24 protein-coding genes and 2 pseudogenes are annotated in these 26,536 nt (G+C 71.0%); 16 read left to right on the top strand and 10 right to left on the bottom strand.

Features of this window, described 5'->3' with window-relative positions:
• The first annotated feature begins 21 nt into the window (after positions 1 to 21).
• Entirely contained in the window at positions 22 to 600 is a 579-nt protein-coding gene (locus tag OG194_RS12785; protein WP_327401000.1) for a TetR/AcrR family transcriptional regulator, read from the top strand.
• A gap of 324 nt (positions 601 to 924) precedes the next feature.
• Here the strand turns inward: OG194_RS12785 and OG194_RS12780 are convergent, their stop codons facing one another.
• The gene (locus tag OG194_RS12780) at positions 925 to 1,791 is read right to left on the bottom strand and encodes a hypothetical protein (protein ID WP_327400999.1); all 867 of its coding nucleotides are present in this window, start codon (positions 1,789 to 1,791) and stop codon (positions 925 to 927) included.
• Positions 1,792 to 2,326: 535 nt separating this feature from the next.
• On the opposite strand from OG194_RS12780, the pseudogene OG194_RS12775 reads away from it, so the two are divergent.
• Positions 2,327 to 2,611, top strand: a pseudogene (locus OG194_RS12775) (SDR family NAD(P)-dependent oxidoreductase); the annotation flags it as partial.
• Positions 2,612 to 3,182: 571 nt separating this feature from the next.
• Positions 3,183 to 4,100: an endo-beta-N-acetylglucosaminidase H gene (locus OG194_RS12770; RefSeq protein WP_327400998.1), complete on the top strand. Its 918-nt coding sequence runs from the start codon at positions 3,183 to 3,185 to the stop codon at positions 4,098 to 4,100.
• 140 nt (positions 4,101 to 4,240) lie between these two features.
• Here the strand turns inward: OG194_RS12770 and OG194_RS12765 are convergent, their stop codons facing one another.
• A complete protein-coding gene (locus OG194_RS12765; RefSeq protein WP_327400997.1) occupies positions 4,241 to 5,218 on the bottom strand; it encodes an Lrp/AsnC family transcriptional regulator in 978 nt (325 codons plus the stop codon).
• Positions 5,219 to 5,338: 120 nt separating this feature from the next.
• Between OG194_RS12765 and OG194_RS12760 the strand changes: the two are divergent.
• Together OG194_RS12760 and OG194_RS12755 are read left to right on the top strand one after the other, a co-directional pair.
• Positions 5,339 to 6,781 (top strand): annotated as a pseudogene (locus OG194_RS12760) (carboxylesterase/lipase family protein).
• Between the two features lie 100 nt (positions 6,782 to 6,881).
• Positions 6,882 to 7,730 (top strand): PhzF family phenazine biosynthesis protein, encoded by an 849-nt coding sequence (locus OG194_RS12755; protein ID WP_327400996.1) that lies wholly within the window; start codon positions 6,882 to 6,884, stop codon positions 7,728 to 7,730.
• A 3-nt stretch (positions 7,731 to 7,733) separates the two neighbouring features.
• Here OG194_RS12755 and OG194_RS12750 read toward each other — a convergent pair whose 3' ends face one another.
• On the bottom strand, positions 7,734 to 8,195 hold the full coding sequence (locus OG194_RS12750; RefSeq protein WP_327400995.1) for an Lrp/AsnC family transcriptional regulator: 462 nt from the start codon (positions 8,193 to 8,195) through the stop codon (positions 7,734 to 7,736).
• 159 nt (positions 8,196 to 8,354) lie between these two features.
• Between OG194_RS12750 and OG194_RS12745 the strand changes: the two genes are divergently transcribed.
• Entirely contained in the window at positions 8,355 to 9,539 is a 1,185-nt protein-coding gene (locus tag OG194_RS12745) for a trans-sulfuration enzyme family protein (protein ID WP_327400994.1), read from the top strand.
• A gap of 71 nt (positions 9,540 to 9,610) precedes the next feature.
• The gene (locus OG194_RS12740) at positions 9,611 to 10,915 is read left to right on the top strand and encodes an amidohydrolase family protein (protein ID WP_327400993.1); all 1,305 of its coding nucleotides are present in this window, start codon (positions 9,611 to 9,613) and stop codon (positions 10,913 to 10,915) included.
• A 40-nt stretch (positions 10,916 to 10,955) separates the two neighbouring features.
• On the opposite strand, the gene OG194_RS12735 is transcribed toward OG194_RS12740, so the two are convergent.
• The 6 genes from OG194_RS12735 to manD all read right to left on the bottom strand — a co-directional run bounded on the left by OG194_RS12735 (position 10,956) and on the right by manD (position 18,113).
• The gene (locus OG194_RS12735) at positions 10,956 to 11,597 is read right to left on the bottom strand and encodes a bifunctional 4-hydroxy-2-oxoglutarate aldolase/2-dehydro-3-deoxy-phosphogluconate aldolase (RefSeq protein ID WP_327400992.1); all 642 of its coding nucleotides are present in this window, start codon (positions 11,595 to 11,597) and stop codon (positions 10,956 to 10,958) included.
• 268 nt (positions 11,598 to 11,865) lie between these two features.
• On the bottom strand, positions 11,866 to 12,882 hold the full coding sequence (locus OG194_RS12730; RefSeq protein ID WP_327400991.1) for a sugar kinase: 1,017 nt from the start codon (positions 12,880 to 12,882) through the stop codon (positions 11,866 to 11,868).
• A gap of 57 nt (positions 12,883 to 12,939) precedes the next feature.
• Entirely contained in the window at positions 12,940 to 14,001 is a 1,062-nt protein-coding gene (locus tag OG194_RS12725) for an L-idonate 5-dehydrogenase (protein WP_327400990.1), read from the bottom strand.
• Entirely contained in the window at positions 13,998 to 15,398 is a 1,401-nt protein-coding gene (locus tag OG194_RS12720) for an MFS transporter (RefSeq protein ID WP_327400989.1), read from the bottom strand. Before OG194_RS12720 ends, OG194_RS12725 begins: the two co-directional genes overlap by 4 nt.
• A gap of 73 nt (positions 15,399 to 15,471) precedes the next feature.
• Positions 15,472 to 16,908, bottom strand: a complete 1,437-nt coding sequence (locus OG194_RS12715; protein WP_327400988.1) for a mannitol dehydrogenase family protein — start codon at positions 16,906 to 16,908, stop codon at positions 15,472 to 15,474.
• Positions 16,905 to 18,113 (bottom strand): D-mannonate dehydratase ManD, encoded by a 1,209-nt coding sequence (manD, locus tag OG194_RS12710; protein ID WP_327400987.1) that lies wholly within the window; start codon positions 18,111 to 18,113, stop codon positions 16,905 to 16,907. The genes OG194_RS12715 and manD overlap by 4 nt, the downstream gene beginning before the upstream one ends.
• A gap of 122 nt (positions 18,114 to 18,235) precedes the next feature.
• Here manD and OG194_RS12705 point away from each other — a divergent pair, with 122 nt between their 5' ends.
• Positions 18,236 to 18,949, top strand: a complete 714-nt coding sequence (locus OG194_RS12705) for a GntR family transcriptional regulator (RefSeq protein WP_327400986.1) — start codon at positions 18,236 to 18,238, stop codon at positions 18,947 to 18,949.
• Between the two features lie 15 nt (positions 18,950 to 18,964).
• On the opposite strand, the gene OG194_RS12700 is transcribed toward OG194_RS12705, so the two are convergent.
• A complete protein-coding gene (locus OG194_RS12700) occupies positions 18,965 to 19,414 on the bottom strand; it encodes a MarR family winged helix-turn-helix transcriptional regulator (RefSeq protein WP_327400985.1) in 450 nt (149 codons plus the stop codon).
• A 93-nt stretch (positions 19,415 to 19,507) separates the two neighbouring features.
• Here OG194_RS12700 and OG194_RS12695 point away from each other — a divergent pair, with 93 nt between their 5' ends.
• The 8 genes from OG194_RS12695 (at position 19,508) to OG194_RS12660 (ending at position 26,510) form a co-directional block, all read left to right on the top strand.
• Positions 19,508 to 20,584 (top strand): ABC transporter permease, encoded by a 1,077-nt coding sequence (locus OG194_RS12695; protein WP_327400984.1) that lies wholly within the window; start codon positions 19,508 to 19,510, stop codon positions 20,582 to 20,584.
• 82 nt (positions 20,585 to 20,666) lie between these two features.
• The gene (locus OG194_RS12690) at positions 20,667 to 21,026 is read left to right on the top strand and encodes a nuclear transport factor 2 family protein (protein ID WP_327400983.1); all 360 of its coding nucleotides are present in this window, start codon (positions 20,667 to 20,669) and stop codon (positions 21,024 to 21,026) included.
• Positions 21,027 to 21,098: 72 nt separating this feature from the next.
• Complete coding sequence (lpdA, locus tag OG194_RS12685; protein ID WP_327400982.1) at positions 21,099 to 22,529, top strand: dihydrolipoyl dehydrogenase; 1,431 nt, start codon at positions 21,099 to 21,101, stop codon at positions 22,527 to 22,529.
• Positions 22,530 to 22,670: 141 nt separating this feature from the next.
• Positions 22,671 to 23,072: a sortase-dependent protein gene (locus OG194_RS12680; RefSeq protein ID WP_327400981.1), complete on the top strand. Its 402-nt coding sequence runs from the start codon at positions 22,671 to 22,673 to the stop codon at positions 23,070 to 23,072.
• A complete protein-coding gene (locus OG194_RS12675; RefSeq protein WP_327400980.1) occupies positions 23,069 to 23,704 on the top strand; it encodes a class F sortase in 636 nt (211 codons plus the stop codon). The genes OG194_RS12680 and OG194_RS12675 overlap by 4 nt, the downstream gene beginning before the upstream one ends.
• 47 nt (positions 23,705 to 23,751) lie before the next feature.
• Positions 23,752 to 24,243 (top strand): RNA polymerase sigma factor, encoded by a 492-nt coding sequence (locus OG194_RS12670; RefSeq protein WP_327400979.1) that lies wholly within the window; start codon positions 23,752 to 23,754, stop codon positions 24,241 to 24,243.
• Positions 24,227 to 24,742 (top strand): hypothetical protein, encoded by a 516-nt coding sequence (locus OG194_RS12665; RefSeq protein ID WP_327400977.1) that lies wholly within the window; start codon positions 24,227 to 24,229, stop codon positions 24,740 to 24,742. The genes OG194_RS12670 and OG194_RS12665 overlap by 17 nt, the downstream gene beginning before the upstream one ends.
• Positions 24,743 to 24,890: 148 nt before the next feature.
• Positions 24,891 to 26,510 carry a carboxylesterase/lipase family protein gene (locus OG194_RS12660; RefSeq protein ID WP_327400976.1) on the top strand — a complete coding sequence of 540 codons (1,620 nt, stop codon included), beginning with the start codon at positions 24,891 to 24,893 and terminating at the stop codon, positions 26,508 to 26,510.
• Positions 26,511 to 26,536 lie beyond the last annotated feature (26 nt).

Here is a 26,536-nt window from a genome sequence, read left to right as displayed (position 1 = left end):
TACAACAGGTGCAATGTTCGTGTGTCGGTACAGTGGGCGGGCGGGCGGCTGGCCGCCGCTATGAGAGCCGACGCAGCCCGCAACCTGGACGCGGTCCTGCACGCGGGGGCACGGCTGCTCGCGCGGGACCCGGCAACGGCCATGGCCGCGATCGCCGCGGAGGCGGGCGTCGACCGGCGCACGGTCTGTCGCCGGTTCGCGAACAGGGAAGCGCTGCTGGCCGCCGTCTACGCGGCGAAGCTCGACGCCTCCGGGGCGGTCCTGGACGCGGCACGCCTGACGGAGGCTCCGGTCGCGATCGCACGGCACGGATACGTCGAGTCGATCATCCCGGTCGGTCGGCGCCGGCCGTTGGACATCCGGCGGATGAGGGAGGTGGACCCCGAGGCCGATGAGCGGGCCGAGGCGCAGCGCGAGCGGCTGGAGGCGTTTCTCCCGCGAGCGGCTGACGAGGGGCTGATCCGGCAAGACCTGCTCCCCGGGTGGGCGAAGGCGTTGCTGGGCGGCATGATCGACAACATGGTCCACGTGTTCACCGACATCGAACCGGGACCGGCTGTCGACCCTGTGGTGATCTCGTTCGGCGACGGTGTCGGATGAGGCCCTTGTCCCGGCACGAACTTCAGCTCCGCGGCGGCGAGTTCGAACGGCAGACGCTCGCCGGCTGAACTGCTTGACGGCGCCGCCACGGCGGTGGCCGGCTCGCAAGCGACCGCCGCACCGATCCAGTACGGCATCGGCCTCGACGTGCCGAGCCGGCGGCCGATTCCCGCCTCCGAACCCCCGATCCGTCTTCTTCGCGGGGTGCCACGATCGCCCGTGGTCCGACCCTCGCTCCGCAGGCTGTCACCGCCGGGCCGGTTCACTCCCGGACACCCTTTCGGGTCACCGCGGCGTAGTTGGCTTCGTACGAGACGGGTGGTGTCAGTTCTCGTTACTGGGGACGGTGCGGGTGCGAGGCGGGGTTCCGGGCTGCGCGTCCTTGCGGTGTTCGGCGAGGGCGGCCTGGGTGAGGTGGCGGGTGGCGATGCGGGCCAGGGTCTGTAGGGCTGCTTGCGCCTCCAGATGGTCGAGGCTGTCGGCACCCTCGACCAGGAGAGGGCTGTCGCTCGTCAGGCGGGTCCAGCCGGTTTCGTCGCATCCCACCTGGAGAGTGACGACCCCGCCCGTCGGCAGAGTGAGAGTGACGATCGCTGCGTCGGCCACCGCGTGCCGACCGGTGTGCAGGACGGCTTGTCGGTGGCTGTCGGAGATTGCCGTGAGTTCGGCTGGATCGGCGAGGGCGGCCAAGGCCCGTCGGCTGTGGTGCGCGAGCTTTTCACCCTCGTCCGCCAGGCCGGGCAGCGTCTCTCGGGGTGTCCAGCCGGGTCCTTGGTGTGACGGTGGTTCCAGCACGTCGGCCACGGTCTCCAGGGCGCGCGACGCGGCGAGTGTCGCGCGGACCAGCGGATCGTCGGGGGTGTGGGCGAACGCGGGCAGGGCGACCGCGTCGGCGATCCTGGCGACGGTGCGTACCGCGTCACCTCGCAGGGGAGTGCCGCGGCCCTTCCGGGGGCCTGCGGGCTCTTGCTCGCGGGAGCTGACGTCGATGGTTCGGGCGGCCAGATCGGCGTAGACGGTGTCGCGGCTGACACGGGCGAGGCGGGCCAGCTCGGCGACGTTGCGGGTGCCGGTGTGCCAGGCGGCGGCCACGGCGTCGGCCCGGTCCTCGCTGAGTCGTTCGCGGCGCTCGGCCCAGGCGATGAGCTCGCACAGTGCGGCGATGCGGGCCGCTTCGTTCGGTTCGGTCATGCCGGCGAGCATATGTCGAGTGATTCGACATGTCGAGTGATTCGACATGTCGAGTGAGTCGACATAGAGCCCCGTGCTGTGTTCAAGGGCGCGGTGCGCGGCGACCATGACGTGGCAGTACGCGGACGACCACCTGGCCGTGCGCCGCCGCAACCGGCGGCCGCGTGGCGCTCCGATGACTGCTCCGCCTCGTCGAGCAGGCACGTGGCAGGCCCGGTCGAGCAGAGGCCGGTCGGCGGGGTCGTGGCGTCCCGGTCGTGAGCGGATCGCCGTTGCTCGGGCGGCAGTTGGTGTCGGGCGCCGGTTCGGGCCGAGTGGGCGGCTTCGGGATTCCGGTCGCGGGTGGCTTCGCCGGTCGGATGTCCGGGCTCGGCGACTTCCGGGCGCAGGGCATCCCTGTTCTTGGACTTGCAGATCCAATTCGGTCGTCGCGCAGTGGCAATCCGCCCTGGTTTCCCCAGGGCCCGACCGGTCGTACGCGTTATGCGGTTCGGCCGTGCAGCTCATGGCGGATGACCAAGCGTTGGAGTGGGCCATGTCGACGCGCCTTGAGGGCGGGACCGCCCCGGTGACCGGAGCGACCAGCAACATCGGACGGGCCGTCGTGGAGGAGTTCGCCGCGGAGGGGGCTCACGTCGTCGTCCCGGGTCGCGGAGCCGGGCGGGGCAAGGAGGTCGTCGAAGACATCCGTGCCCGGGGTTGCCGTGCCGACTCTGTACAGGCTGATCCGGACGGCACTGCCGGCGCCTCGCGGGCATCGGCGAGGGCGGCGATGCCGGTCCTCGGCGGCCGCATCGACGTCCTGGTCGACAACCCGGGCGCTCGACAAGGGGCGTTTCCCGGAATCCGCGGGCGCAAGCCCGCCGTGGTGGTAGGCAGACGCTGCCGATCGGTATCGGGTGCCGCGGCGTGCGGTAGGCAGTTGTCCGGCCGCGGGTTTGAGGAACAGGCGTCGCCGTGGACCTGTGCATGGATGCGACCATCCGCGACGGGGGGCAACTGTGGGGATCAGTGACGGGACTCGCTCATCGTGGATCGGCGCACGGCACCCCCTGTGATCTGCGGTGTACAAAAGTGCCAACAAGCCTTCTGGAACTGGCGGGAAGGATGCGGAGGCTGATTGGCGTCAGTGCGGGTCGGCATCGTGTGCCAGTGCCACCTATGACTCCTCGTCACAGCGGATCCGCGGCGTGCGTCGTCCGTCCGCGCCGGCGTGGCGATTCAGCAACTCCCTTGCCCGGATTGAGAGTTGTGGCGCGATGTGCGGGGAGTCGGGAAGGGTCCTCGGATGGTTCCGGGGATTCGGTCCCGGGAACGGAAGGGGCGGGGGAACCCACTCGGCGCTCGCGAGCAGGCGGGCGCCGCTCCATGCGATGGGAGACCGATCAACGATGTTCACTCCGGTACGGAGAAGAGTACGGACGGCCGCGCTCGCGCTCTCGACCATGGCGGCACTCGCCCTGGGCGCGACCGCCACGAGCGGCGCGGCAGCGGCCCCCGCCGCCGCGAAACAGGGACCGACCTCGGTGGCGTACGTCGAGGTGAACAACAACAGCATGCTGAACGTCGGCAAGTACACCCTCTCCAACGGCGGCGCCAACGTCTTCGACATCGCCGTGATCTTCGCGGCGAACATCAACTACGACGCGGGCACGAAGGCGGGGACCCTGTACTTCAACCCGAACGTGCAGAGCGTCCTCGACAACGCCGCCACGCAGATACGGCCGTTGCAGCAGAAGGGCATCAAGGTCGTCCTCTCGGTGCTCGGCAACCACCAGGGCTCCGGCTTCGCCAACTTCCCGTCCCAGCAGACGGCTTCGACGTTCGCGAAGCAACTGTCGGACACCGTGACCAAGTACGGCCTGGACGGCATCGACTTCGACGACGAGTACGCCGACTACGGCAACAACGGCACCGCCCAGCCCAACGCCAGCTCGTTCGTGTACCTCGTGTCGGCACTGCGCGCCAACATGCCCGGCAAGATCATCAGCCTCTACAACATCGGCCCTGCCGCCTCGCGTCTGTCCTACGGCGGCGTCGACGTCACCTCCAAGTTCGACTACGCCTGGAACCCGTACTACGGCAGCTGGCAGGTCCCCGGCATCGCACTGCCCAAGTCGAAGCTGTCGCCGGCGGCCGTCCAGATCGGCGGCACCTCGCAGAGCACGGCCGCTTCTCTCGCCGCCCGCACGGTCAGCGAGGGGTACGGCGTCTTCCTGACGTACAACCTCGACGGGGCCGACCGCACCGCCGACGTCTCCGCGTTCACCAGGCAGCTGTACGGCAGTGACGCCCGCTACACGCCGTAGGCCGACGGCACTCCCCGGCGTCCGGCGCCCCCTCGGGGCCTGCTCCATCCCGTAGGACCGCGCCTCGGGCAGGCCGCGCCTTCGACAACGTTGTCGAAGGCGCGGTCGCCGCAGGTGCCAAAGTCGGCCGGGCAGTCGGTTCAGAGGCTGCCTGGGCGGACCAGGCCCGTTCTCTTCACGCCGCTCAGGATGGGGGTGACCTCCAGCGTGGTGACATGAGGGAGGGCGCCGATCGTGTCGCTCAGGAAGTGGTAGAGCGCGTTGAGGTCCGCGGCGGCGACGGCCACGAGGAGGTTGGCCGAGCCGGTGGTGGCCGAGGCGAAGCGGACCTGGGGGTGGCGGCTCAGTCGGCGGCCCGTTTCCTCCAGGCCGCCGGGGGCCACCGTGATCCACAGCAGGGCCTCGGTGCGGATGCCCAGGCGGGCCAGGTCGACCTCGGTCGCGAGTCTGACGACCTGGTTGCCGACCAGGGTCTCCAGGCGCCGGCGGGCGGTGAGGGCGGTGGTGTCGGCGCGGTGGGCGAGGTCGGTGTAGGAGGCTCGGCCGTCCTCGACGAGGGTGGTGATCAGGGCGTGGTCGAGGGGCTGGAGGGCTGGGTGGGCGGCCGGGGCGGGCAACTCCGGTCTGAGGCTGGTCAGTTCGGCCTCCGTGAGCAGGCCGCCGCTCCAGTCGAAGGCCGCCGGGAACACCCGTAGGAAGATGTGCGAGGTCCATGACTGGACCGCGGGGGTGGCCGGGAGGTCGCGCAGGAGCAGGGAGTTGCGGGCGTCCGGGCCGTCCAGGAACAGGATCGTGCAGATCTCGTCGCCGCCGCCGAGGATGTCCACCCAGATCGTGTCGGGGCGGCGGGCCAGGGTCGCGGCGATGGCGCTGATCTGGTTGGGGCGGCAGCGGACGCGCAGGGCCAGCGGGATCAGGTCGGGGAACCACACCGGGTTGCGTACGGCGGTGGCACGCAGCGTCCTGTCGTGGAACAGCGGGGCCGCGCGCCGCACCACCGTGCGCTCCGAGATGTCCAGGACGCGGCCGACCGTACGCCACGAGGCCCGTGGGGATGCCAGCATCGCGGCGGCGATCCGGCTGTCCGTCTCGCTCAAGGGGTGGCTTGCTTTCGCCATGTCTGCCTGGTCCTCTGTCCTGCTTTCGCGCTTCCGTCTCCTCATTCTGGCTCGGATCGAAGCTCACCGCTAGAAACGGTTCGGAGCGAACGATGGAGAGAATTGGGAGAGGTGAGCCCGATGGTGGTGGGTGTCGTGGAGACGGATCGGGGTCGGGTCCGGGGTGTCGCGCGGGGTGAGGCGGTCTCCTTCCGGGGGATTCCCTATGCCGCTTCGCCGGTCGGGGAGTCGCGGTTCGCGCCGCCTCGGCCGCACCCGGGGTAGACCGGGGTCCGGGAGGCCGTGCAGGCCGGGCCGGCTGTTCCGCAGGGGGCCTCCCGGCTGGAACGGGTGATGGGGGCCCGCGTGCCGGACTGGGACGAGGACGGCTGCCTGACCGTCAACGTCCATGTTCCGGCAGGGGCGTTGGAGGACAACGCCGCCCGGCCGGTCCTCGTGTGGTGGCACGGGGGCGGCTTCACCAGTGGTTCCGGCGGCTGGGACTGGTACGACGGCGGGCGGCTGGCCGCGCTCGGCGACATCGTGGTCGTCACCGCCAACTACCGCGTGGGGCCCCTGGGTTACCTGTATCTGCCGGAGATCGGCGCCGCCAACCTCGGCGCCCAGGACCAGGCCGCCCTGCTGACCTGGGTGCGGGACAACATCGCCTCCTTCGGCGGCGACCCGCGCGAGGTGACGGCCGGCGGGCAGTCGGCCGGAGCGTACTCGTCCCTTGCGCTGGCGCTCGATCCGTTGACCTCGGGACTCGTGAACCGGGTCCTGCTGGAGAGCGGGCCGTTCGGCCTGGTGCCGCAGGACCCGCAGCGCGCGGCCGAGAACGCCGAAGCGTATCTACGGCTGCTCGGCGTGCCGGACGGAGCGGATACGGCAACTGCCCTACGCGCGCTGCCCGTTGAGCAACTGCTGTCCGCCTACGGCCGGCTCGCGGGGCAGCTCGCGCGGCCGGGCGACGCCACTCCGCCCATGTATCCGGTGCTCGGCGGGCCCGGTGTGCCCCGCGATCTGCATCGGGGCGTGGTGGACGGTGGGTTGGAGGGCAAGTCGCTGCTGATCGGTACCACTCGGGACGAGGCGAGCGCCTTCACCGCCTTCGATCCGCGTATCCAGAACCTCACCATCGATGGTGCGTTGGACCTTCTGACCGGCCAACTGGGCGTACACGCTCGCGAGTTGTACCAGCGATACGCCGACCGGTTCGAAGAGCCCACCGCCGCGCGGGTGTTCACCGCCGTGCAGACCGCTGGGCTGGTCCGGGACGACTCGTTGCGGATCGCCGACCATCACGCGGCGGGCGGCAACGCGACCTACGTCTACGAGTTCGACCACCGGCCGGCTGAGGACCCGTATGGCCTCGGCGCGACCCACTGTGGTGAACTCCCCTTCCTTTTCGGCTCGTTCGACGCTTTCGCGGACAGCCCGATGTTGGGGCGGACCACCGATGCCGTACGGGAGGTGGGGCGTACCTTCGCCAGTGCGGTCGCCGAGTTCGTCGCGAGCGGGTCGGTGCACGACTGGATGCCGTACACGCCCGCGACGGCGGCTCGTATTCGGCACTTCGGCTGAGGCATATCAGTCCACTTTGTTGTGAGTGGCCCTGTTCTCGCCGTGCGGGCGCCCGTTGGGATGGACCCGCTTTCTCCCTCAGCCGTGTGAAAGGGCCTTGATGACCATGCCACGCAACCGCTCGTTCGCGCAGGTCGACGTGTTCGCCACGAGTCCCTGCACCGGCAACCCGGTTGCCGTCGTGCTCGACGGGACCGACCTGAGCGACGAGGAGATGCAGGGGCTGGCGCGCTGGACGAACCTGTCCGAGACCACGTTCGTGCTGCCGCCCACCGTCCCCGACGCGGACTACCGGCTGCGGATCTTCACCCCCGGGGGCGAGCTGCCGTTCGCCGGGCACCCCACCCTCGGGTCCGCGCGTGCCTGGCTGGACGGTGGTGGCACACCGCGGGACGACGAACGCATCGTGCAGGAGTGCGGCGCGGGACTGGTCGCCGTGCGGCGGGGTGAGGGGACGTTGGCCTTCGCCGCTCCGCCCCGGGTGCGGGAGGGGGACCTCGACGAGGATCAACTGCTGCGGATCGTAGGCGCGTTCGGGATCTCGCGGGACCGGGTCGTGGCGCATCAGTGGGTCGACAACGGGCCCGGGTGGGCCGTGGTGCGGCTGGCCACGGCCGAGGAGGTGCTCGCCCTCGAACCTGATTTCTCCGTCTTCCCGGACGCGATGGTCGGTGCGATCGGGGCCCACCCCGACGGGTCCCGGTACGCGTTCGAGATGCGCACCTTCGCTCCTGCCGCCGGTGTGCCCGAGGACCCCGCGTGCGGGAGCATGAACGCCGGTGTGGGGCAGTGGCTCACCTCGACCGGTGGCGCGCCCTCCTCCTACCGGGTCTCGCAGGGCACGCGGCTGGGGCGGGCCGCGAGTATCGAGGTCACCGCCGACGCGGACGGCACCGTGTGGGTCAGTGGCGCCGCCGACGTCCGCATTCGCGGCACCATCACGCTCTGACCGTCATGCGGTGCCTGTGCCTGTGTCGGTGTCCGCGGTGAGCGTCTTCATCGTGACGTAGCTGGTCACCGTGGCCACGCCGGGCAGGGTCGCCAGCTGGTTGGCGTGGAAGTCCTCGTAGGCCGGGAGGTCGGCCACCTCCACCTGGAGGAGGTAGTCGAAGTTGCCGGTGATGTGGTGGCAGGCGACCACCTCGGGCAGCCGGGTGACCCCGCGTTCGAAGGCGACCACGTCCGCGCGGGTGTGCCGCATCAGCCGTACGCCCGCGAAGACCCGCAGGCTGCGGCCGATCGCGGCGGGATCGATCAGCGCGCGGTAGCCGCGGATGACCCCGGCCTCCTCCAGCTGGCGCACGCGGCGCAGGCAGGGGGACGGGGAGAGCCCGACGCGGGCCGCGAGCTCGTTGTTGCTGATGCGGCCGTGCGTTTCGAGCACGGCCAGAATCGATCGGTCCACCTCGTCCATGACGGCAGATTATTGCGCCCGCGACTCGACTACCACAATTGTGCGCCCGCCCGGCGCGCAATGTACTGCCAAAATTGCCGAGATCCGGGCATCTCGGACTGCTGGTCGGTCACGCTTCATGGAGTCGCACCGACGGTCCAGGTCCACGGAAGGGCAGCCATGCCGGGCAAGAGCACCATCACCGTTCACGCCGACCGCGAGGTCCATCCCAGCCGTGCCGTCGCACCGCCCATCTACCAGACGGCGGCGTTCTCGGCCGAGGACGCGGAGACGTTCGCACAGGGGGCCGTGGAAGCACGCGGCAAGGACTTCTACACCCGGTTCGGCAACCCGAACCATGCCCAAGTCGCCGCCGTCGTCGCGGAGTTGGAGAACACCGAGGCGGCCATGGTCACCGCGTCCGGGATGGCCGCGCTCACCACGGCCGTGCTGGCGCTGGTGTCCGCGGGCGACCATGTCATCGGGCAGCGGTCCACCTACGGGGGTACGGCGTCGGTGCTGCTGAACCTGCTGCCGCGCTTCGGCGTGACCACCACGCTGGTCGATCAGACCGACCCGGAGGCGTTCGCGAGGGCGCTGGCTCCGCGGACCCGGCTGATCCTGGTGGAGACCCCGAGCAACCCGTTGCTACAGATCACCGACCTGCGGGCCGTAGCTGAACTGGCCCGTGCGCACGGCGTGTCGACCATGGCGGACAACACCTTCGCCACTCCGCTGAACCAGCGGCCGGTGGACTTCGGCATCGACCTGGTGTGGCACAGCGCGACCAAGTATCTGAATGGGCACTCCGATGTGTCCGCGGGAGTGCTGGCCGGGCCATCCGAGATCCTCGACCGGATATGGGACGTGGGTCTCCTGACCGGTGCCACGCTCGGGCCGATCGACGCGTGGCTGTTGCTGCGCGGGATGCGGACCCTGCCGTTGCGGGTGCCGCGGCACAACGCCAACGGGCTTGCCCTGGCTGAGGAGTTGAGCGCGCATCCGGCGGTGACGAAGGTGCACTATCCCGGGCTGGCGACGCACCCGCAGCACAAGGTGGCCGTGGACCAGATGAGCGGTTTCGGCGGGGTGCTCGGCATCGAGTTCGCCGGTGGGTTCGAGATGGCCGACGCGTTTCTCGGGCGGCTGCGTTACCCGCGTCGGTCGGCCAGCCTCGGGGGCGTGGAGTCGCTGGCCGTGCATCCGGCGTCCATGTGGCGCGGGATGCTCAGCGAGCAACAGCTCGCGGAATCAGTGCCGTTGGGGCTGGTCCGGCTGGCGGCGGGGACCGAGGACACGGCGGATCTGGTCGCGGACGCGCTCGAAGCGGCCGACGCCGTGCTGACCGAAGCGGCGACCACCTGAGCGGGCGATGGCAGCCCCACCCCCCCCGCTAGTGACGACACCCCGACCCCCACCGGTTAGGAGCTCCTCCGATGATGAAGAAAACCCTGCTCACCGGCGGCACCGTGGTCAGCATGGACCCGGTCGTCGGCGATCTCGAACGCGGTGACGTGCTGATCGAGGACGGTGTGATCGTCGCGGTGGCCGCGCACCTCGACGCGCCGGACGCCGAGGTGATCGACGCGACCGACCGGATCGTCCTGCCCGGTTTCGTCGACAACCACCGCCACTCCTGGCAGACCGCGTTCCGAGGCGTCGGCGCGGACTGGACGTTCCCCGAGTGGGCGCTGGCCATGCACCGCACGGTCAAGCCCCACTACCGGCCCGAGGAAGTCTACGCCGGCACCCTGCTCGGCCGCCTGGAGGCCCTGCACTCCGGCGTGACCACGATGCTGGACTGGTACCACGTCGCCCAGACCCACGACCACGAGGACGCCGCCGTCGCCGCGCTGCGGGACGCGCCGGGGCGGTCGGTCTTCTGCCTCGGCGCCGGCTGGGGCACCGCCGACTCCGTCGACGCCGACATCCGCCGCGTCCGCTCCGAGCTGCCCGGTGACGGCCTCGTCACCATGGCGTTCGGCCTGCGCGGACCCGACGACACCGGCATGGACACCGTCGCCCGCGAGCTGAAACTGGCGGACGAACTCGGCCTGCGCACCAGCCTGCACGTAGATCCGGGCGGCACCAGCCCCACGGTCGCCGATCTGCGCGAGCACGGGCTGCTGCGGGAGACCACCACGTTCGTGCACGCCAACGGGATCAGCGACGAAGAGCTGCGGATGCTCGCGGACGCGGGCGCTTCCCTGTCCGTCAGCCCGGACGTCGAGCTGAAGATGGGCTTCGGATCGCCGGTCACCGGGCGGGCGTTGGCCGCGGGCGTGCGCCCGACGCTGTCCGTCGACGACGTCCCCTCGGCCGGTGGCGACATGTTCTCCACGATGCGTACGGCCTTCGCCGTGCAGCGCGGTCTGGACGGCGGCCTGCGCTCCCGCGACCTGCTGGAGTTCACCACGATCGACGCCGCCCGCTCCTGCGGACTCGACGCCCGCACCGGCAGCGTCACCCCCGGCAAGGACGCCGACCTGATCCTCCTGCGCACCGACGACCTGACCGTGTTCCCGGTCACCGACCCGGTCGGCACGATCGTCAGCGCCGCTCACCCCGGACTCGTCGACACCGTCCTCGTCGCCGGTCAAGTGGTCAAGCGCGACGGGGTGTTGGTGGGCGTGGACCTGTCGGCGCTCAGGGCCCGGCTGCTCGCGTCCCGCGACCGGATCGCGGCGGCGGCAGGGATTCCGGTCGACGGTACGTGGCGCCCGCGGCCCGAACAGGCGTAGGGGAGCGAGGAGTTCGACGCCGGTCCCGGCAGCCGTTCCCCTACACCGGTGACGGTACGGCGGCCAGCGCGTCGGTGAAGGCGCGGGCCCGGCGGGTGATCTCGGCCCAGTCGCCCGCGGCCACGACAGCGGGCGGTACGACCCCCGAACCGGCGCACACCGCACGCGCCCCGGCCGCGAGGAACCCGGCCGCGTTGTCCGCGTCGACCCCGCCCGACGCCACCAGCGGTACGTCCGGGAAGGGGCCGGCCAGGTCACGGAAGTGCCGGGGGCCGAAGGCGCGCGCCGGGAAGATCTTCACCGCGTCCACGCCCAGGTCGAGGGCCATCCCGACCTCCGTCGGCGACAGGGCACCCATCACGACCGGCACCCCGGCCGCCGCTGCCGCCTCCGCGACACCGGGGCGGCAACCGGGGGTGACAAGATATTGCGCCCCCGCCTCGATCAACTCCTCGGCCTGCGCGCCGGTCATCACCGTCCCGGCACCGACACCGTCCTGCCCGTCGGCCACCGCGCGCCGCAGATGCCCGGCGAGGCCGGGGGTGGTCCGGGTGAACTCGATCCACCGGATACCACCCGCCCGCAACGCCTCGCAGAGCGCCGCGGCATCGGGTATCTCCGGGGCGCGGACCACGGCGATCACGCGGTCCTTCGACAGCCGGGTGAGGAAGTCGGGGGTCATGGGCAGGGGCTCCTTCGGGTACGCCAGTCGGCTTGGGCGGGCGGTGTTGTTCGGGGGTGGAGCAGGGGCCGGTGGTGGGTGTGCTCGCGTCGGCCGGTTCGCTCGGTGCTGTTCCGAGCGGGGCTGAAGTCGCTCTCGGCGTACGGCGATCGGGCGTGGCGGGACGGGGCCGTCGTGAGCCGATTCCCCCGGCACCGTCCCGGACCGACCGCCGTCACCCGGAACGGCACGGCACCGACCCCAGGTGAGCGCCGTCGCAGCCGCCGGTTCATCCCGTCGCCGCCCTGGACCAACCCACGTCGTCCAGCGCGAGTCGGCGGTCGGTCTCCGTGCGCGGAGGCATTGCGGGCACGTCGTCCCTCGTTCGCAGCGCCGCGGAGGCTGCGACATGGCCCAGCCGCAGGCGGGACCGTTCGTCCCGGTTCTCCAGTACCGCCGAGAGGTAACCGGCGGCGAACGCGTCGCCCGCGCCGACCGGTTCGACCACCTGGGTGGGCAGCGCGGGGACGAAGGTGCGCTGTCCGTCGGCGTACGAGGTCGCTCCGAGTTCGGCGTCCTTGACCACGACCAGCGGTGCGGGGCCGAGGAGTTCGGCCACGTCGTCCGGGCGGGTCGTGCCCCACAGCGCCTCGGCCTCGTCCCGTCCGACGAACACGATGTCGGCGGCGCGGGCGAGGGTGAGCAGGTTCTTCGCGGCGTCGGCGGTGCCGGAACGCCACAGCGCGGGGCGGTGGTTGACGTCGAAGGAGACGACCGGCCCGCTGCCCCTCGCGCCGAGCGCGCGGTCGACGAGGATCGCCTCCAACAGCCCGGCACAGCTCTCGGAGAGTGCCGCCGCGACGCCCGACAGGTGCACGACGCGGGCCCGGCGCAGCACGGGCAGCCGGGTCAGCTCCGGGCCCATCAGGGTCGCGGCCGATCCGCTCCGGTAGTAGTGGGTGCGGGTGCCCTCCGGTGCCGGGTCCTTGAAGTAGACGCCGGTCGGGCGGGCCGGGTCGGTCTCCACTCCCGTCACGTCCACGCCCCGCGCGGTGAGTTCGGCCAGGATGCGGCGCGCGAACGGGTCGTCGCCCAGGCGGCTCAGCCACGCGACACGGTGACCGAGACCGGCGAGCCCGCAGGCGACGTTGGACTCGGCACCGCCGATGGCCATCGCGAGCGTCGGCTGTTCGTCGAACGGACGGCTGTCCGGCGGACTGAGGACGGCCATCGTCTCGCCGACGCACACGACGTCGGCCACCTGTTCCGGTCGGCCGGCCGAACGGGGCGGGGGCGGCAGGGGCACGGGACTCTCCTGGTTCTCGGGTGGGGTGTACGTGGGGTCACGTGACGGGGACGGATCTCAGGTGCCTGCCAGCCGCAGCAACACCTTGCTGCTCCCGCTCCCCGGATCCGCCGCCACCGCCAGCGCCTCCTCCGCCCGCTCCATCGGGAACCGGTGCGTGATCACCGGTGTGACGTCCAGCCCGTCCCGCAGCGCGCGCAACGCGTCGTCGATCTCCTCGACGAAGCGGTAGGAGCCGATCCAGGTGATCTCCCGGGTGACCAGGTCACCGAGGGCGGCGGAGACCGCCGTACCGGGGAGGTTGCCGACCTGGACGAGGGTGCCGCCGCGGGCGGTGGACCGTAGGACCGGGCCCAGCGCCGAGGGGGCGCCGGACGCCTCGAAGACGACCTCGACGTCCTCCGGCAGGGACTCGCCGCGCGAGATGTCCCGCGTCTCGTCGGCGCCCATCGCGCGCGCGACGGCGAGGGAGGCGGCGGAGAGGTCGGCGGCGATGACGGAGCCCGCCCCGGAGTGCCGGGCCGCCGCGACCACCAACGAGCCGATCGGACCTGCCCCGTTGACCAGCACCGTCCGCCCGCGCAGCGCCGGCACCCGGCCCACGGCGTGCAGCGCGACCGCCAACGGCTCGGCCAGGGCGCCCTGTTGGGTGTCGACGCCGTCCGGCAGGGGGCGGACCTGGGCCGCGCGGACCGTACGGAATTCGCTGAACCCGCCGTCCGTGTGCGGGTCGAAGGCCGCCGAGCCGAAGTAACGGACGTGCGGGTAGAGGTTGGTGCGTCCGGCGATCCGGTCCGGGAGGATGCCGTCGCCCACCAACTGGGCCGGGTGGACGGTTACTTGCTGTCCTTCGTCCAGGCCGGTGACCCCGGCGCCGAGCGCCGCGATCCGGCCCGCGACCTCGTGGCCGAGGACGAGCGGGTGGGCCAACGAGGCGGTGCCGGACGCGCCGTTCTTCCAGTAGGCGATGTCGGAGCCGCAGATCCCGCCCCACTCCAGGGCGAGCAGCACCTCACCCGCCCCCGGTGCCGGCCGGACCCGTTCGTCGATGCGGACGTCTCCGGGGCCGTGCACCACGACGGCCCTCATACGGCCCGTGCTCATGCTGCCCGTACTCATACGGCGTCCTCCAGTCGGACCAGGTCGCGGCCGCGTGTCTCGGGGGCGAGGAACGCGCTGACGAGGGTGATGAGCGAGTAGACGACGAGCATCACCGCGATGGGCCACCAGCTGCCGGTGACGGCGGTGAGCGAGGCCGCGAGGACCGGGCCGATCGCGGTGGTGAGGATGCCGCCGATCTCCTTGGCGAGCGCGAGCTGGGTGAACCGGGTGCGGGAGCCGAAGAGTTCGGCCATCGTCACGCTCTCCAGCGAGAACAGGCCGAGGACACCGACGTTCAGGCCGAGCACCATGCCGAACATCACGGCGGCCGAGGAACCGGACGCGATGAGGAACATCACGGGGAAGGCGATGACGACGGTCAGCAGCGAGAACGCCATGTAGACCGGGCGGCGTCCGTAGCGGTCGCCGAGCAGACCCACGGCCGGCACGGTGGCGAAGCCGAGCAGGGAGCCGTAGACGATCGCGTCCGTGGGGACGGAGCGGCCGACCGAGAGGTTGGTGGCGATGTAGCCGACGAGGAACGTCTGGATCAGCCCGGAGTTGCCCGCCTGGCCCAGGCGCAGGCCCAGCGCGAGGAAGAACGCCCTGCCCTTGCGCTGGCGGATGCCCGCCGCGAGGACGTCGACCCGGTGTTCGCCCTCCTCGGCGATCGTGGACTCGACCTCGCCGCGGGTCATCGCCACGCCGTCCACGACGTCGGCGCGTTCCTCGAAGACCGGGCTCTCCTTGAGGCCGCGCCGCAGCCAGACCGCGAAGAGCATCAGGACGAAGCTCAGCAGGAACGGCAACCGCCAGCCCCAGGCGAGGAGTTGGTCCTCGCTGAGCACGCCGATGAGGATGGCCCACAGGCCTGACGCGGCGAGCGTCCCGGAGTTCGTGCCGAGCGACACCAGCGAGGCGATCAGACCGCGCCTGCGCACCGGGGCGTACTCGGCGAGCAGCACGGTCGCCCCGGCTATCTCGGCACCGGCTCCGAAGCCCTGGATCAGCCGCAGCAGGACCAGCAGGCTCGGCGCGAGGATGCCGATCGCGGCGTAGGTGGGCAGGGCGCCGATGAGGGTGGTGGACCCGCCCATCAGCAGGATCGTGATGACGAGGACCTTCTTGCGGCCGATCCGGTCGCCCATCCGCCCGAAGTAGACCGCACCGGCGAGGCGGGCGACGTAGCCGACGCCGTAGGTCGCCATCGCGGCGATCAGGCCGATGGCCGGGCTGACGTCCGGGAAGAAGATCTTGTTGAAGACGATCGCGGCGGCCAGCGAGTACAGCTGGAAGTCCATGAACTCCATGGCCGTACCGAGCCAGCCGGAGACGGCGGCCTTGGTGAGATCGCGGGTCGTGCGCCGGGCGGGCGGCGATGGTTCCGTGCGGGCGGGGACGGGAGTGTCCTGCATCATGAACTCCGTTGTTCGTGAGCCGAGTTGAGGGAGCGGACGGGCAGGGGTGGGGGTCAGATGGGGGGAGGGTTCAGATCTCGACGCGTCCGGCCCGGAGGGCGGGCAGCCGGTCGGCGATCGCGGTGGTGAGGCGGCCGTCGTCGGCCAGGTCGGCGGCGCCGAGGACGCGCAGCAGCGCGCGGACCGTCACCACGGGAGTGGTGGTTCCGTCCCAGCAAGCGGCGAGGGCGTCAGCCGCCGGGTCGGTCGGAGCGTCGGCCGTTCGGGTGCGCCGGGTGCTCAACGCCCAGGCGGCGAGGGCGAGTTCGAGCACCGGCGTGCTCGTGCCCCGTTCGCGCAGGGTGCGCAGCGCGGGCAGCCAGCGCTCCGTGATCTTCAGCGACCCGTCGGAGCCGATCTGCCGCAGCAGGTGCCGCATCGCGGGATTGCGGAACCGTACGACGAGATCGTCGGCGTACGCGGCGGGATCGGGACCGCCCGCCGGGAGCGTGGGCGCGACCTCCGCGCACAGCGCCCGGACGAGCCGCTCGCCCCAACTGGCCGCCATGGTCTCGGAGATGGTGGTGAGGTCCACTGCCGTCCCCAGGTAAGCGAGAGCGGAGTGGGAGCCGTTCAGCAGCCGCAGTTTCGTGAGCTGATACGGCGTCACATCCCTGACGAACAGCGCGCCGTCGAGTTCCCAGGGCGGCCGGGCGGCGGCGAAGGAGTCCTCCAGGACCCACCGCCGGTACGGTTCGGCCGTCACGGCGAGTTCGTCGCGTGCCCCGAGCGCGGTCGCGGCGGCCACACGGTCCGCCTCGCTCGGCGCGGGCACGATCCGGTCGACCACCGTCGCGGGGAATCGGACGGTCTCGGCGATCCGGTCCAGGATCCGGTGCCGGTCGGGCCAGTGGGACGCGTCGACGAACTCCCGTACCACCCGGCCGAGTACGGCGCCGTTGTCCGCCATGTTGTCGCAGGACACGACGGTGATCGGCGCGCCGCCCGCCCGCGCCCGCGCCGCGAGCCCGGCGGCCAGCGCCCCGACCGCCGTGGTGAACGGGCCGTCAGGGTCCGCCGCGAGGTCGGCGGCGACGGCGGCCGTGTCCAACCCGCCTGTGGACGCGAGCCGTTGATAGCCCTTCTCGGTCACGGTGAGCGTCACGACCGTCACCTCGGGATCGACGAGCAGCGCGTGGACCGCCTTGGCGTCCGGTCCCATGGCCAGCGCGTCGATCACCGAACCGACGACCCGGGTGCGGGGTCCCTCCGGGCGGCGCTCGGTGAGCGAGTACAGGAAGTCCTGTTCGCGCAGGGCGCGTACGGTCGCCGCCGACCTCGGCGCCACGGCGGTGATGCCCCAGGGCTCGCCGGACAGCGCGGCGGCGTTCTCCGTGTAGACGGCCTGGTGGGCGCGGTGGAAGGCGCCGAGCCCGAAGTGGACGATCCGGGGCCGGAGTTGGGCGGGGTCGACGGCGGGTCGCACCTCCGGGGCGAGCGGCGCCGCACGTGTCAGTCGTGTGTTCACCAGTCGTGCACCGACCCGTCGAGACGCCGCGCGACCGGAAGATAGCGCTGCTGGTACGGGAAACGCTCCGCCGCCTTCTCGTCGTACTCGACGCCCAACCCCGGTTCCTCCGAGGGATGGAGCATCCCGTCGGCGAACGTGACACCGGTCCGGAACACCTCGGCCGCCTCGTCGGGATGCCCCATGTGCTCCTGGATGCCGAAGTTCGGCACGCTGATGTCGAGGTGCACGGCCGCCGCCATGCTGACGGGGGAGAGGTCGGTCGCACCGTGCGAACCGGTCCGCACCTGGTACAGCGCGGCGAGGTCGAAGATCCGCCGCAGGTGGGTGATGCCGCCCGCGTGCACGACGGTCGTGCGGACGTAGTCGATGAGCTGCTCGGTGATCAGGTGCTGGACGTCCCAGATCGAGTTCATCACCTCGCCCACCGCGATCGGGGTCGTGGTGTGCTGCCGGATGAGCCGGAACGCCTCCTGGTTCTCGGCCGGTGTCGGGTCCTCCATCCAGAACAGCCGGCACGCCTCGACGCTCTTTCCGAACCGCGCCGCCTCGATCGGGGTGAGCCGGTGATGGACGTCGTGGAGGAGGTGGAAGCCGAAGCCGAAGCGTTCCCGGACGGCTTCCAGATACGTGGGCGCGAACCCCAAGTAGGCCTCGGTGTCCCAGGGTTGCTCGTCGGGCAGCTCCGTCGCGGCGGGTTCGTAGACCTTGCCCTTGCGGACGCCGTAGGTGCCGCCGACGTCGGGCACCGCGGCCTGCGCGCGGATCGCCTTGTAGCCCAGCTCCAAGTAGCGCTCGACGTCGTCGAGGAGGGACGGTACGTCGGTGCCGCTGGCGTGCGAGTAGACGAGTACGCCGTCCCGGGACCGGCCGCCGAGCAACTGGTACACGGGTAGGCCCGCGGTCTTGCCCTTGATGTCCCACAGCGCGGTGTCGACGGCCGCGATCGCCGTCATGGTGACCGGCCCGCGCCGCCAGTACGCGCCCCGGTACAGGTACTGCCACATGTCCTCGATGCGGGCGGGGTCCTTGCCGATCAGCAGCGGGACCAGGTGATCGCGCAGATAGCTCGCCACGGCCAGTTCACGTCCGTTGAGCGTGGCGTCGCCGAGGCCCGTCACACCGTCGTCCGTGGTGATGCGCAGCGTGACGAACGTGCGCCCGGGGGAGGCGACGAACACGTCGACGCGCTCGATCTTGCTCACGGGTGGCTCTCCTTACCGTGTCCTGTTGCCGGTCGACCGGGCTCCACCGCCGGTCGCTCAGTACTTGTATACAAGCATGTGTCGCGAAGAGGCAATGGTCGTGTCACGGATACGATGGCCGCATGGCTCACTCGAATCGGGACCGCACCAGCCGGCGCGCGATCTATCTGAAACTGCGTCAGATGGTCCTGACCCTCGAACTCGCCCCGGGCGCCGCCCTGTCGGAGAACGAACTCGCGGCCTCGCTCGGCGTCAGCCGGACCCCGGTGCGGGAGAGCCTGATCCTGCTGTCGCAGGAGGGCCTGGTGCAGGTCTTCCCGAAGATCGGCTCGTTCGTCTCCCGGGTGGACCCGGGGCAGGTCGCCGACGCGCAGTTCCTGCGGGAGGCCGTCGAACTCGCGTCACTGGACGACCTGCCCGCCGCACTCGACCCCGAGGTCGACGGCGAGCTCCGCGAGAACCTCGCCCGCCAGCAGCGCGCGGACCTCGGCCTGGAGGAGTTCTTCGACCTGGACGAGGCGTTCCACCAGGGCCTGATGCGCCTGAGCGGCCACGGCAACGTCTGGACCAACGTCGCCGCCGCCAAGGGTCACCTCGACCGGGCCCGCCGCCTGGGCCTGCACGAGAACGTCTCCCCGGCCGTCTTCGCCCTCCAGCACCGCGAGATCTACGACGCGGTCGTCGCCGGTGACATCCCGCTCGCCCGCGCCGCCATGCGCACCCATCTCCGGGCCGTCTTCAGCGACATCGAGCGCATCCGGGCGCATTCACCGGAACTGTTCGCCAGCGGGCCCTCGACGGTGCCGGTGCGGCGCAACGTGGTGGTCTGGGAGTAGCGCCGGTCCGGCTCCTCAGGACAGGTCGCCCTCCAGGGCGGAGGGATTCAGCGACGCCAGCAGCTTGAGCAGCAACGCGTGCGTCTGCTCCTGCTCCGCCGGCGTCAGCGCCTGAAGCGCCTCGGCGTGGGCCGCGTCCACCGTCTCCGCGGCCCGCGCCGCGAGCCGTACACCGGCCTCGGTCACGTGCAGGCGCTGGGTGCGCCGGTCGCCGGGGGTGGTGCGTCGCTCCAGCATGCCGCGCTCGACCAGCCCGTTGACCGCCGTACCCATCGACTGCGGGGTGATCGCCGCCCGGCGTGCCGCGGTCGCGCTGGAGACGCCCGGGTCGAGGACGGCCTGCATCAGGGCCCGGTGCTGGGCGAGGGTCAGCTGGAGCGGGCGCAGGGCGCGCTCCATCCGGGCCGCCATGATCTGGCCGATCTGCCAGGCGACATAGCCGGTGCGCCGGTCGGGGTGGTTCACAGGGCGGACCTCTTTTGTAAGGCAGCTGATGGTGATGTACAAATATTATCAGTTGCCTTCCAATCTAGCGCCTCCTGATCTAGGACCCTCCCGATGTCCCAGCAAGCCACCACCCCAGTCACCGGCACCGGCACCACAAGCGCTCCCCGGCCGGCGCACAAGCACGCCCTCGATGTCGCCCACCCACCCCCCGGCCCCGGAAACCTCCGTGCCGTCCTGCTCCCCGTGGCGGTGGTCCTGCTGATCGGTGCCGTGTTCGTCAGCGTCTACCTCGCCGCCTTCCACGCCCCGAGCCCCCACCAACTCCGCGTCGGCACAACGGAGATAGGCACCGCGCAGGCCCACCTGAACCAGGACCTCGACCGCATCGCCCCCGGCGGCTTCACCGTCGAGACCTACCCCGACGAATCCGCCGCCCGGAACGCCGTACAGGACAGGCAGGTCTACGCCGCCTACCTCGGCGACGGGAAGCTCCTCTACGGCAGCGCGAACGGCGCCGCCGTCACCGCGACCGTGACCACCGCCTTCGGCTCCGTGGCGCACGCCGAGAACCGCGAACTCGCCGTCGAGGACGTCGCCCCGGCCGCCGCGGGGGACACCCGGGGCCTCTCCGTCTTCTACGCCGCCTTCGGTCTGGTCCTCGCGGGCTACCTCTTCGGTATGACGACCTACCAACTCGCGCCCCGACTCCAGTACCGCTGGCGGATGGCCAGCCTGGCCCTGTTCGGCGTCGTCGGCGGGCTCCTGATCGCCACCATCGCCGGAAGTACGGGCTTCGGCGCGCTGCCCGGTTCCTTCGTGCCCCTCGTCGTCGTGATCTCCCTGATGGGCGCCGCGGTCGCGGCCACGACCATGGTCCTGCTGCGGCTGTTCGGCTCGGCCGGTGTCACCCTCGCGTCGATCCTCATGCTGATCCTCGGCAACAGCAGCAGCGGTGGGATCATGCCGGCCGCCTACCTGCCGGGCTGGCTGCGCCCGCTCTCCGAGATCCTGCCGGTCGGCGTCGGCGTCCGCGCGATGCAGGGCCTGTCCCGGTTCCAGAACGACGGCCTGTCCCGCGCTCTGCTGATCCTCCCGGTGTGGGTGCTCGGCGCCGTCCTCGTGCTCTACCTGAAGGACGTGTACCGGCGCGGACCTCGCGCCCAGACGCCCGCGCCCGCGACCGGCTGACGTTGTCCCGGAGCCCCCAACTCCCTTGAAACCAAGGGGACTACGCTCACCTCCGCACGACTTCGACGTGAGGGAGCCCGACATGTCCGCAGAGTTCGCCGCCAAGGTGTTCGCCCTGGTCGACGGGACCGACGCCGTCGGCTTCAGCCGGCTGTTCGCCCCGCAGGGCCGGATGCGCTTCGGGAACGGCGATCCGATGACCGGGCCCGAGGAGATAGAAGCCGGAGTCGCCGGCTTCTTCGCCACCGTCAAGGGGCTGCGCCACACGGTCGTCCGCGAGTGGTACGTCGGTTCCGACGCGATCATCGAGGAGACGGTCGACTACGACCGCCTGACCGGCGACACCGTCACCGTCCCCGCCGTCACCATGTTCCACGTCGACGAGACCGGCCTCATCGACGACTTCCGCGTCTACTTCGATCTCGCCCCGCTTTTCGCCTGATCGTCGGCGAGCGCGGCATCCTGGACACCGTAGAGGATCTATGTGGATTTCCTCTCGGGAAAGGATCTTTCGATGGACCAGCAGGACGCGCGGGACACGCAGGACGAGCGGTTCGACGTCGTCGTACTCGGCGCAGGCCCCGGCGGCTACGTCGCCGCCATCCGTGCCGCCCAACTCGGCAAGCGGGTGGCCGTGGTCGAGGAGAAGTACTGGGGCGGTGTCTGTCTGAACGTGGGCTGCATCCCGACCAAGGCCCTGTTGCGGAACGCGGAGTTGGCGCACATCTTCACCCGCGAGGCGAAGACCTTCGGCATCAAGGTCGAGGGGGAGGTCTCCTTCGACTACGGCGAGGCGTTCCGCCGCAGCCGCCGGGTCGCGGACGGCCGGGTCAAGGGCGTCCACTATCTGATGAAGAAGAACAAGATCACGGAGATCGACGGCCGCGGCACGTTCCTCGACCCGCACACGCTCCAAGTGGCGGGCTACGACGGCGAGTCGCGCACCATCGGCTTCGAGCACTGCATCATCGCGACCGGCGCCACCCCCAGGCTGCTGCCCGGCACCAAGCGCACCGCGCGCGTGGTGACGTACGAGGAGCAGATCCTCGCCGACGACCTGCCGCGGTCGATCGTCATCGCGGGCGCCGGCGCGATCGGCATCGAGTTCGCGTACGTGCTCCACAACTACGGCGTGAAGGTCACGATCGTCGAGTTCCTGGACCGGATGGCACCCCTCGAAGACGTCGAGGTCTCCACCGAACTCGCCAAGCAGTACCGCAAGTTGGGCATCGACGTCCTCACCTCCACCCGCGTCGAGTCGATCGACGAGTCCGGCCCGCAGGTCCGCGTCACCGTCACCGGCAAGGACGGCGCGCAGCAAGTCCTGGAGGCCGACAAGGTGTTGCAGGCGATCGGCTTCGCCCCGAACGTCACCGGCTACGGCCTGGAGAACGCGGGCGTACGGCTGACCGAGCGCGGCGCGATCGACGTCGACGGCCGGTGCCGTACCTCCGTCCCGCACGTGTTCGCCATCGGCGACGTCACCGCGAAGCTGATGCTCGCGCACGCGGCCGAGGCGATGGGCGTGATCGCCGCCGAGACCCTCGCGGACGCGGAGACCATGGAGCTGGACTACGCGATGATCCCGCGCGCCACCTACTGCCAGCCGCAGATCGCCAGCTTCGGCTACACCGAGGCGCAGGCACGGGAGTTGGGGCACGACGTCAAGGTCGCCAAGTTCCCGTTCACCGCGAACGGCAAGTCGCACGGGCTCGGCGACACCACCGGCTTCGTGAAGCTGATCAGCGACGCGAAGTACGGCGAACTCCTCGGCGGCCACCTCATCGGCCCCGACGTCACCGAACTCCTCCCCGAACTCACCCTCGCCCAGCAGTGGGACCTCACCGTCCACGAGGTCGCCCGCAACGTGCACGCCCACCCGACGCTGGGTGAGGCGGTGAAGGAAGCGGTGCACGGCCTCGCGGGACACATGATCAACATGTGAGCCGGAGGGCTCCCGGCGGACTTTGCCCGTTCTTTACAACCCACCCTCCCGCTGCCTCGTCTCTCCGCTCGATCACTGACCCGCCCCACCGCCGAACCGTCCGACGGACCCGGTGGGGCGGCCGACGAGAGAGAGCGATTCATGCGCCGAACTGTCCTCAGCGCCCTGGCACTCACGTGCGGTGCGATCCTGGCGAGCGCAGCGCCCGCGTTCGCGGACGGGGCCTCCGCGTCCCCGACCCGCGCGCCGTCCGAGGCGCCGTCCGCGGCGCCGAGCGCCACCAGGGCGCCGACCAAGGCCCCCAGCGACGACCCCACCCGGAGCGCGAGCGCCGCACCCTCCGCCGTACCGTCCGCCGCGTCCACCCGGGCCCCGAGCCAGGTCGCCGTGGTTCCCAGCGGCGCCCCGGACACCGGTGTCACGGCGGTGTCGAAGTCGTCCGACGACATGACGACCGCGCTGGTCGGCGGGGGAGCCGCCGCGCTGGTCGTCGGCGGCGGCGCCTTCGTCGTCGTACGGCGCCGGAGGACGACCGGCGTATGACCCCGCTCTCCAGGCGCGCCTTCGTCACGGCGGCGACGGCAACACTGCTCGCGGGCTGCGGCGCCGGGCACGGGACGACCTCGGCCGCGAACGCCCCTGCGCGACAAGGGAGTTCGACGCCCTCCGTAAAGCCATCCGCTCAGCCCTCCGCGCAGCCCCCCGCCAAGACGGCACACGCCCTCGCGCGTTCCGTCCCGGTCACCCTGCGCGTCCCGGCGATCGGGGTCGACACCCCGGTCATGCGGCTGGGGCTGGCGGCGGACGGCACCGTGCAGGTGCCGCCGATCACCGCGCACGACCGGGCGGGCTGGTACCGGAACTCGCCGACGCCCGGCCAGACCGGGCCGTCGGTGATCCTCGGGCATGTGACCGTCGGCGCGTACGGGGACGGTGTCTTCCGTCACCTCGCGCGGCTGCGCAAGGGCGACCGGATCGAGGCGGGCCTGGAGAACGGCACGACGGCCACGTTCACCGTCACCACCGTACGGACGGTCGCCAAGGCCGAGTTCCCGTCCGACGAGGTGTACGGGAACGTGGACCGTCCCGAACTGCGTCTCATCACCTGCGGCGGGACCCGCACCGGTACGGGATACCTCGACAACGTGATCGTCTTCGCCACGCTGACCGGCTGAACTCCCGTACCCCGTAAGTACTGTGCACGTCACGACCATGGAGAGCGTTGAAACGGTCCCGCGAGAGGGCAGCGTCCGAACTGTTCGCCGCCGTCTACCCGCGCCTCGCCGGCTGGTGCCGCCGTCTCGTCGACGACGACGAGACGGCGCACGAGATCGCCTCCGAGGCGTTCACCCGGCTCTGGGCGCGGTGGACGAAGGTGGCGGAACCCCGCGGCTTCCTCTACGTCACCGCGGCCAACCTCGTCCGGGACCACTGGCGCAAACTGGAGCGCGAACGCCGGGCCGTGCGCCGCGCCACCACGGAGGAGGTGATCCGGCCGCCGACCGAACAGAGCGACCCGTCCGTACGGCTGCTCGTCCAGTCCCTGCCCGAACGACTGCGCGTCCCGATCCTCCTGCACTACTACGCTGACATGCCGATCCGGGAGGTGTCCGTGCTGACCGGACGCAAGGAAGGAACCGTCAAGGCCGACCTCCACGCGGCCCGCGAACTGCTCCGCGCCCACCTGAGGAGAAGCCTTGACCACACGCTTTGACGAGGGAGACGAGGGCCACGACATCGACCCCGACGACCCCCTCGCGGTCATCCTGCGCCCCTCCTCCGCCGAGTACCTCGGCCCGCCCGCCGGCCGCTACGAGACGATCCGCCGCGGCGCGAACCGCCGCCGCCTGCTCCGCGCGACGGTCGGCGCCGGCGCGACCTGCGCGGTGATCGTCCTCGCGGCCCTCCCGTTCCGCCTGGCCCACCACGACTCTCCTACGACCCCCACGGTCCCGCTCGCCCCACCCCCCGCGAGCAGCGCTCCTACGACCCCGCCGGCCTCGTCCGCCCCGTCCGCGACGAAGGTCCCCAGCCCCACCGCGAGTCCGAGTTCCCCCACGGACCCCCGCATCCCGAGCCGCACCCCGGTCTCCACCACGGCACCGTCCAGGGTCCCGACGGAATCCGCCTCGGCACCTTCATCGGAGCCCGCCGCGTCCACACGGACCGCGAGTTCTGTCGAGCCGTCGGCCGTACAGACGCACACGGGGTAGCCGTACACGGGGTAACTCCCGTGCTCGCAGGGGTAATTGCAGCCAATCCTGTCGCGCATCTTGCCGACAATTCGCCAGGAGGTTACACAAGTGGGTCATGGGAAGGACGACCACACTCCACAGTAGAGTCCGCACCACCCTGGCAACCGTGAGCGTGCTCGGCCTCGGGCTGCTGTCCCCGATCGCCGTCCACGCACTGAAGTCTCCTCCCGCCCAAGGGAGTTCACCCCGCACGTCGCTGGTGGTGACCACCGCCACCGGCAAGGTCAAGGGCGAGGCCCGGACCGGCTACGACGCCTGGCTCGGCATCCCCTACGCCGCCACTCCCGCCGCCGCCCACCGCTGGACCGCCCCTCGACCCGCCTCCGCCTGGAGCGGCATCCGCGACGCCACCCGCTTCGGCGACCGCTGCGCCCAGGCCCCCGGCTGGGACCCCGGCTACGAGAAGACGATCACCACCGAGGACTGCCTCGACCTCAACGTCTATGCCCCGCAAGGGAATCGGGCCGACACCCCGGTCGTCGTCTGGATCCACGGCGGCGGTTTCACCGGCGGCGCGGGCCAGGACACCAACCCGCGCAAGTTCGTCCAGCAGACGGGCGCGATCGTCGTCACCGTCAACTACCGCCTGGGCCCGCTCGGTTACCTCAACCTGCCTCAGCTCCGGGCCGAGAACGCCAACGGCGCCGGAAACTACGGCCTGTTGGACCAGCAGGCGGCGCTGCGCTGGGTGCGGGCGAACATCGGGCACTTCGGCGGCGACGCGAAGAACGTCACCATCGCCGGTCAGTCAGCGGGCGGCAGTTCGGTCTGCGACCAGCTCGCCTCGCCCACCGCCAAGGGCCTGTTCGCGCGGGCGGTCATCATGAGCGGCGGCTGCGCCCTCCAGACGGCGGCGGCCGGTGAGACGCAGAGCCAGGCCTTCGTCAAGGAGATCGGCTGCACCACCGCCCCCGACGTCCTCGCCTGTCTGCGCGCCAAACCGGCCGCCGCGATCGTCACCGCCCAACTGAAGGCCCCCATCCGCCCGTCCCTCGGCGGCACCGCGTTCCCGGTGGACCCGGGGACGGCCGTACAGACCGGGAACTTCATCAAGGTCCCGGTCATGCTGGGCCAGACCAACAGCGAACGCGGCCTGTTCACCTTCCAGAACTACGACTACCTCGGCACGCCGATGACCGTCGACCAGTACACCCAGGCGGTGAAGTCGACGTACGGCACGAACGCGGACAAGGTCCTCGCCGAGTACCCGCTCGCCGCCTACCCCACCCCGGGCCAGGCCTGGACCGCCGTCCAGAACGGCTCGACCTCCTACGACCGCCAACAGCTGATGGCGCGCCTGTCGAAGTGGGTGCCGACCTACGCCTACGAGTTCGCCGAGAGCGACACCCCGCACTTCACCTCGATCTACCGCCTCCAGCAACAGAGCCCCACGGCAAGGGACTTCCCCTTCGGCGGAGCCGTCCACGTCGACGACCTCGGCTACCTCTGGGACTACCTCGGCCAGACGTTGCCCTACGACAACGACCAACTGGAGCTGTCCCACCAGATGATCACCTTTTGGGACCACTTCACCACCACCGGCACCCCGAACGGCACGGGCACCCCGAACTGGCCGAAGTACAGCGTGAACAGGGGGGAGTTGATGTCCCTGAAAGCCTGCGACACCGCCCCGTCGAGCAACAAGCCCCCGGCGGCCTGTTCCAAGGTCACCCATGACTTCGCCCAGGAGCACGACCTGGACTTCTGGCAGAGCCTCAGGACGTAGTGACTACATCCACCGGCCAACGGCTT

The sequence above is a fragment of the Streptomyces sp. NBC_01288 genome, assembly GCF_035982055.1.
Taxonomy (GTDB): Bacteria; Actinomycetota; Actinomycetes; order Streptomycetales; family Streptomycetaceae; genus Streptomyces.
The sequence above is the reverse complement of the archived record's forward strand: the minus strand, read 5'-3'. Positions and strand labels throughout refer to the sequence as shown.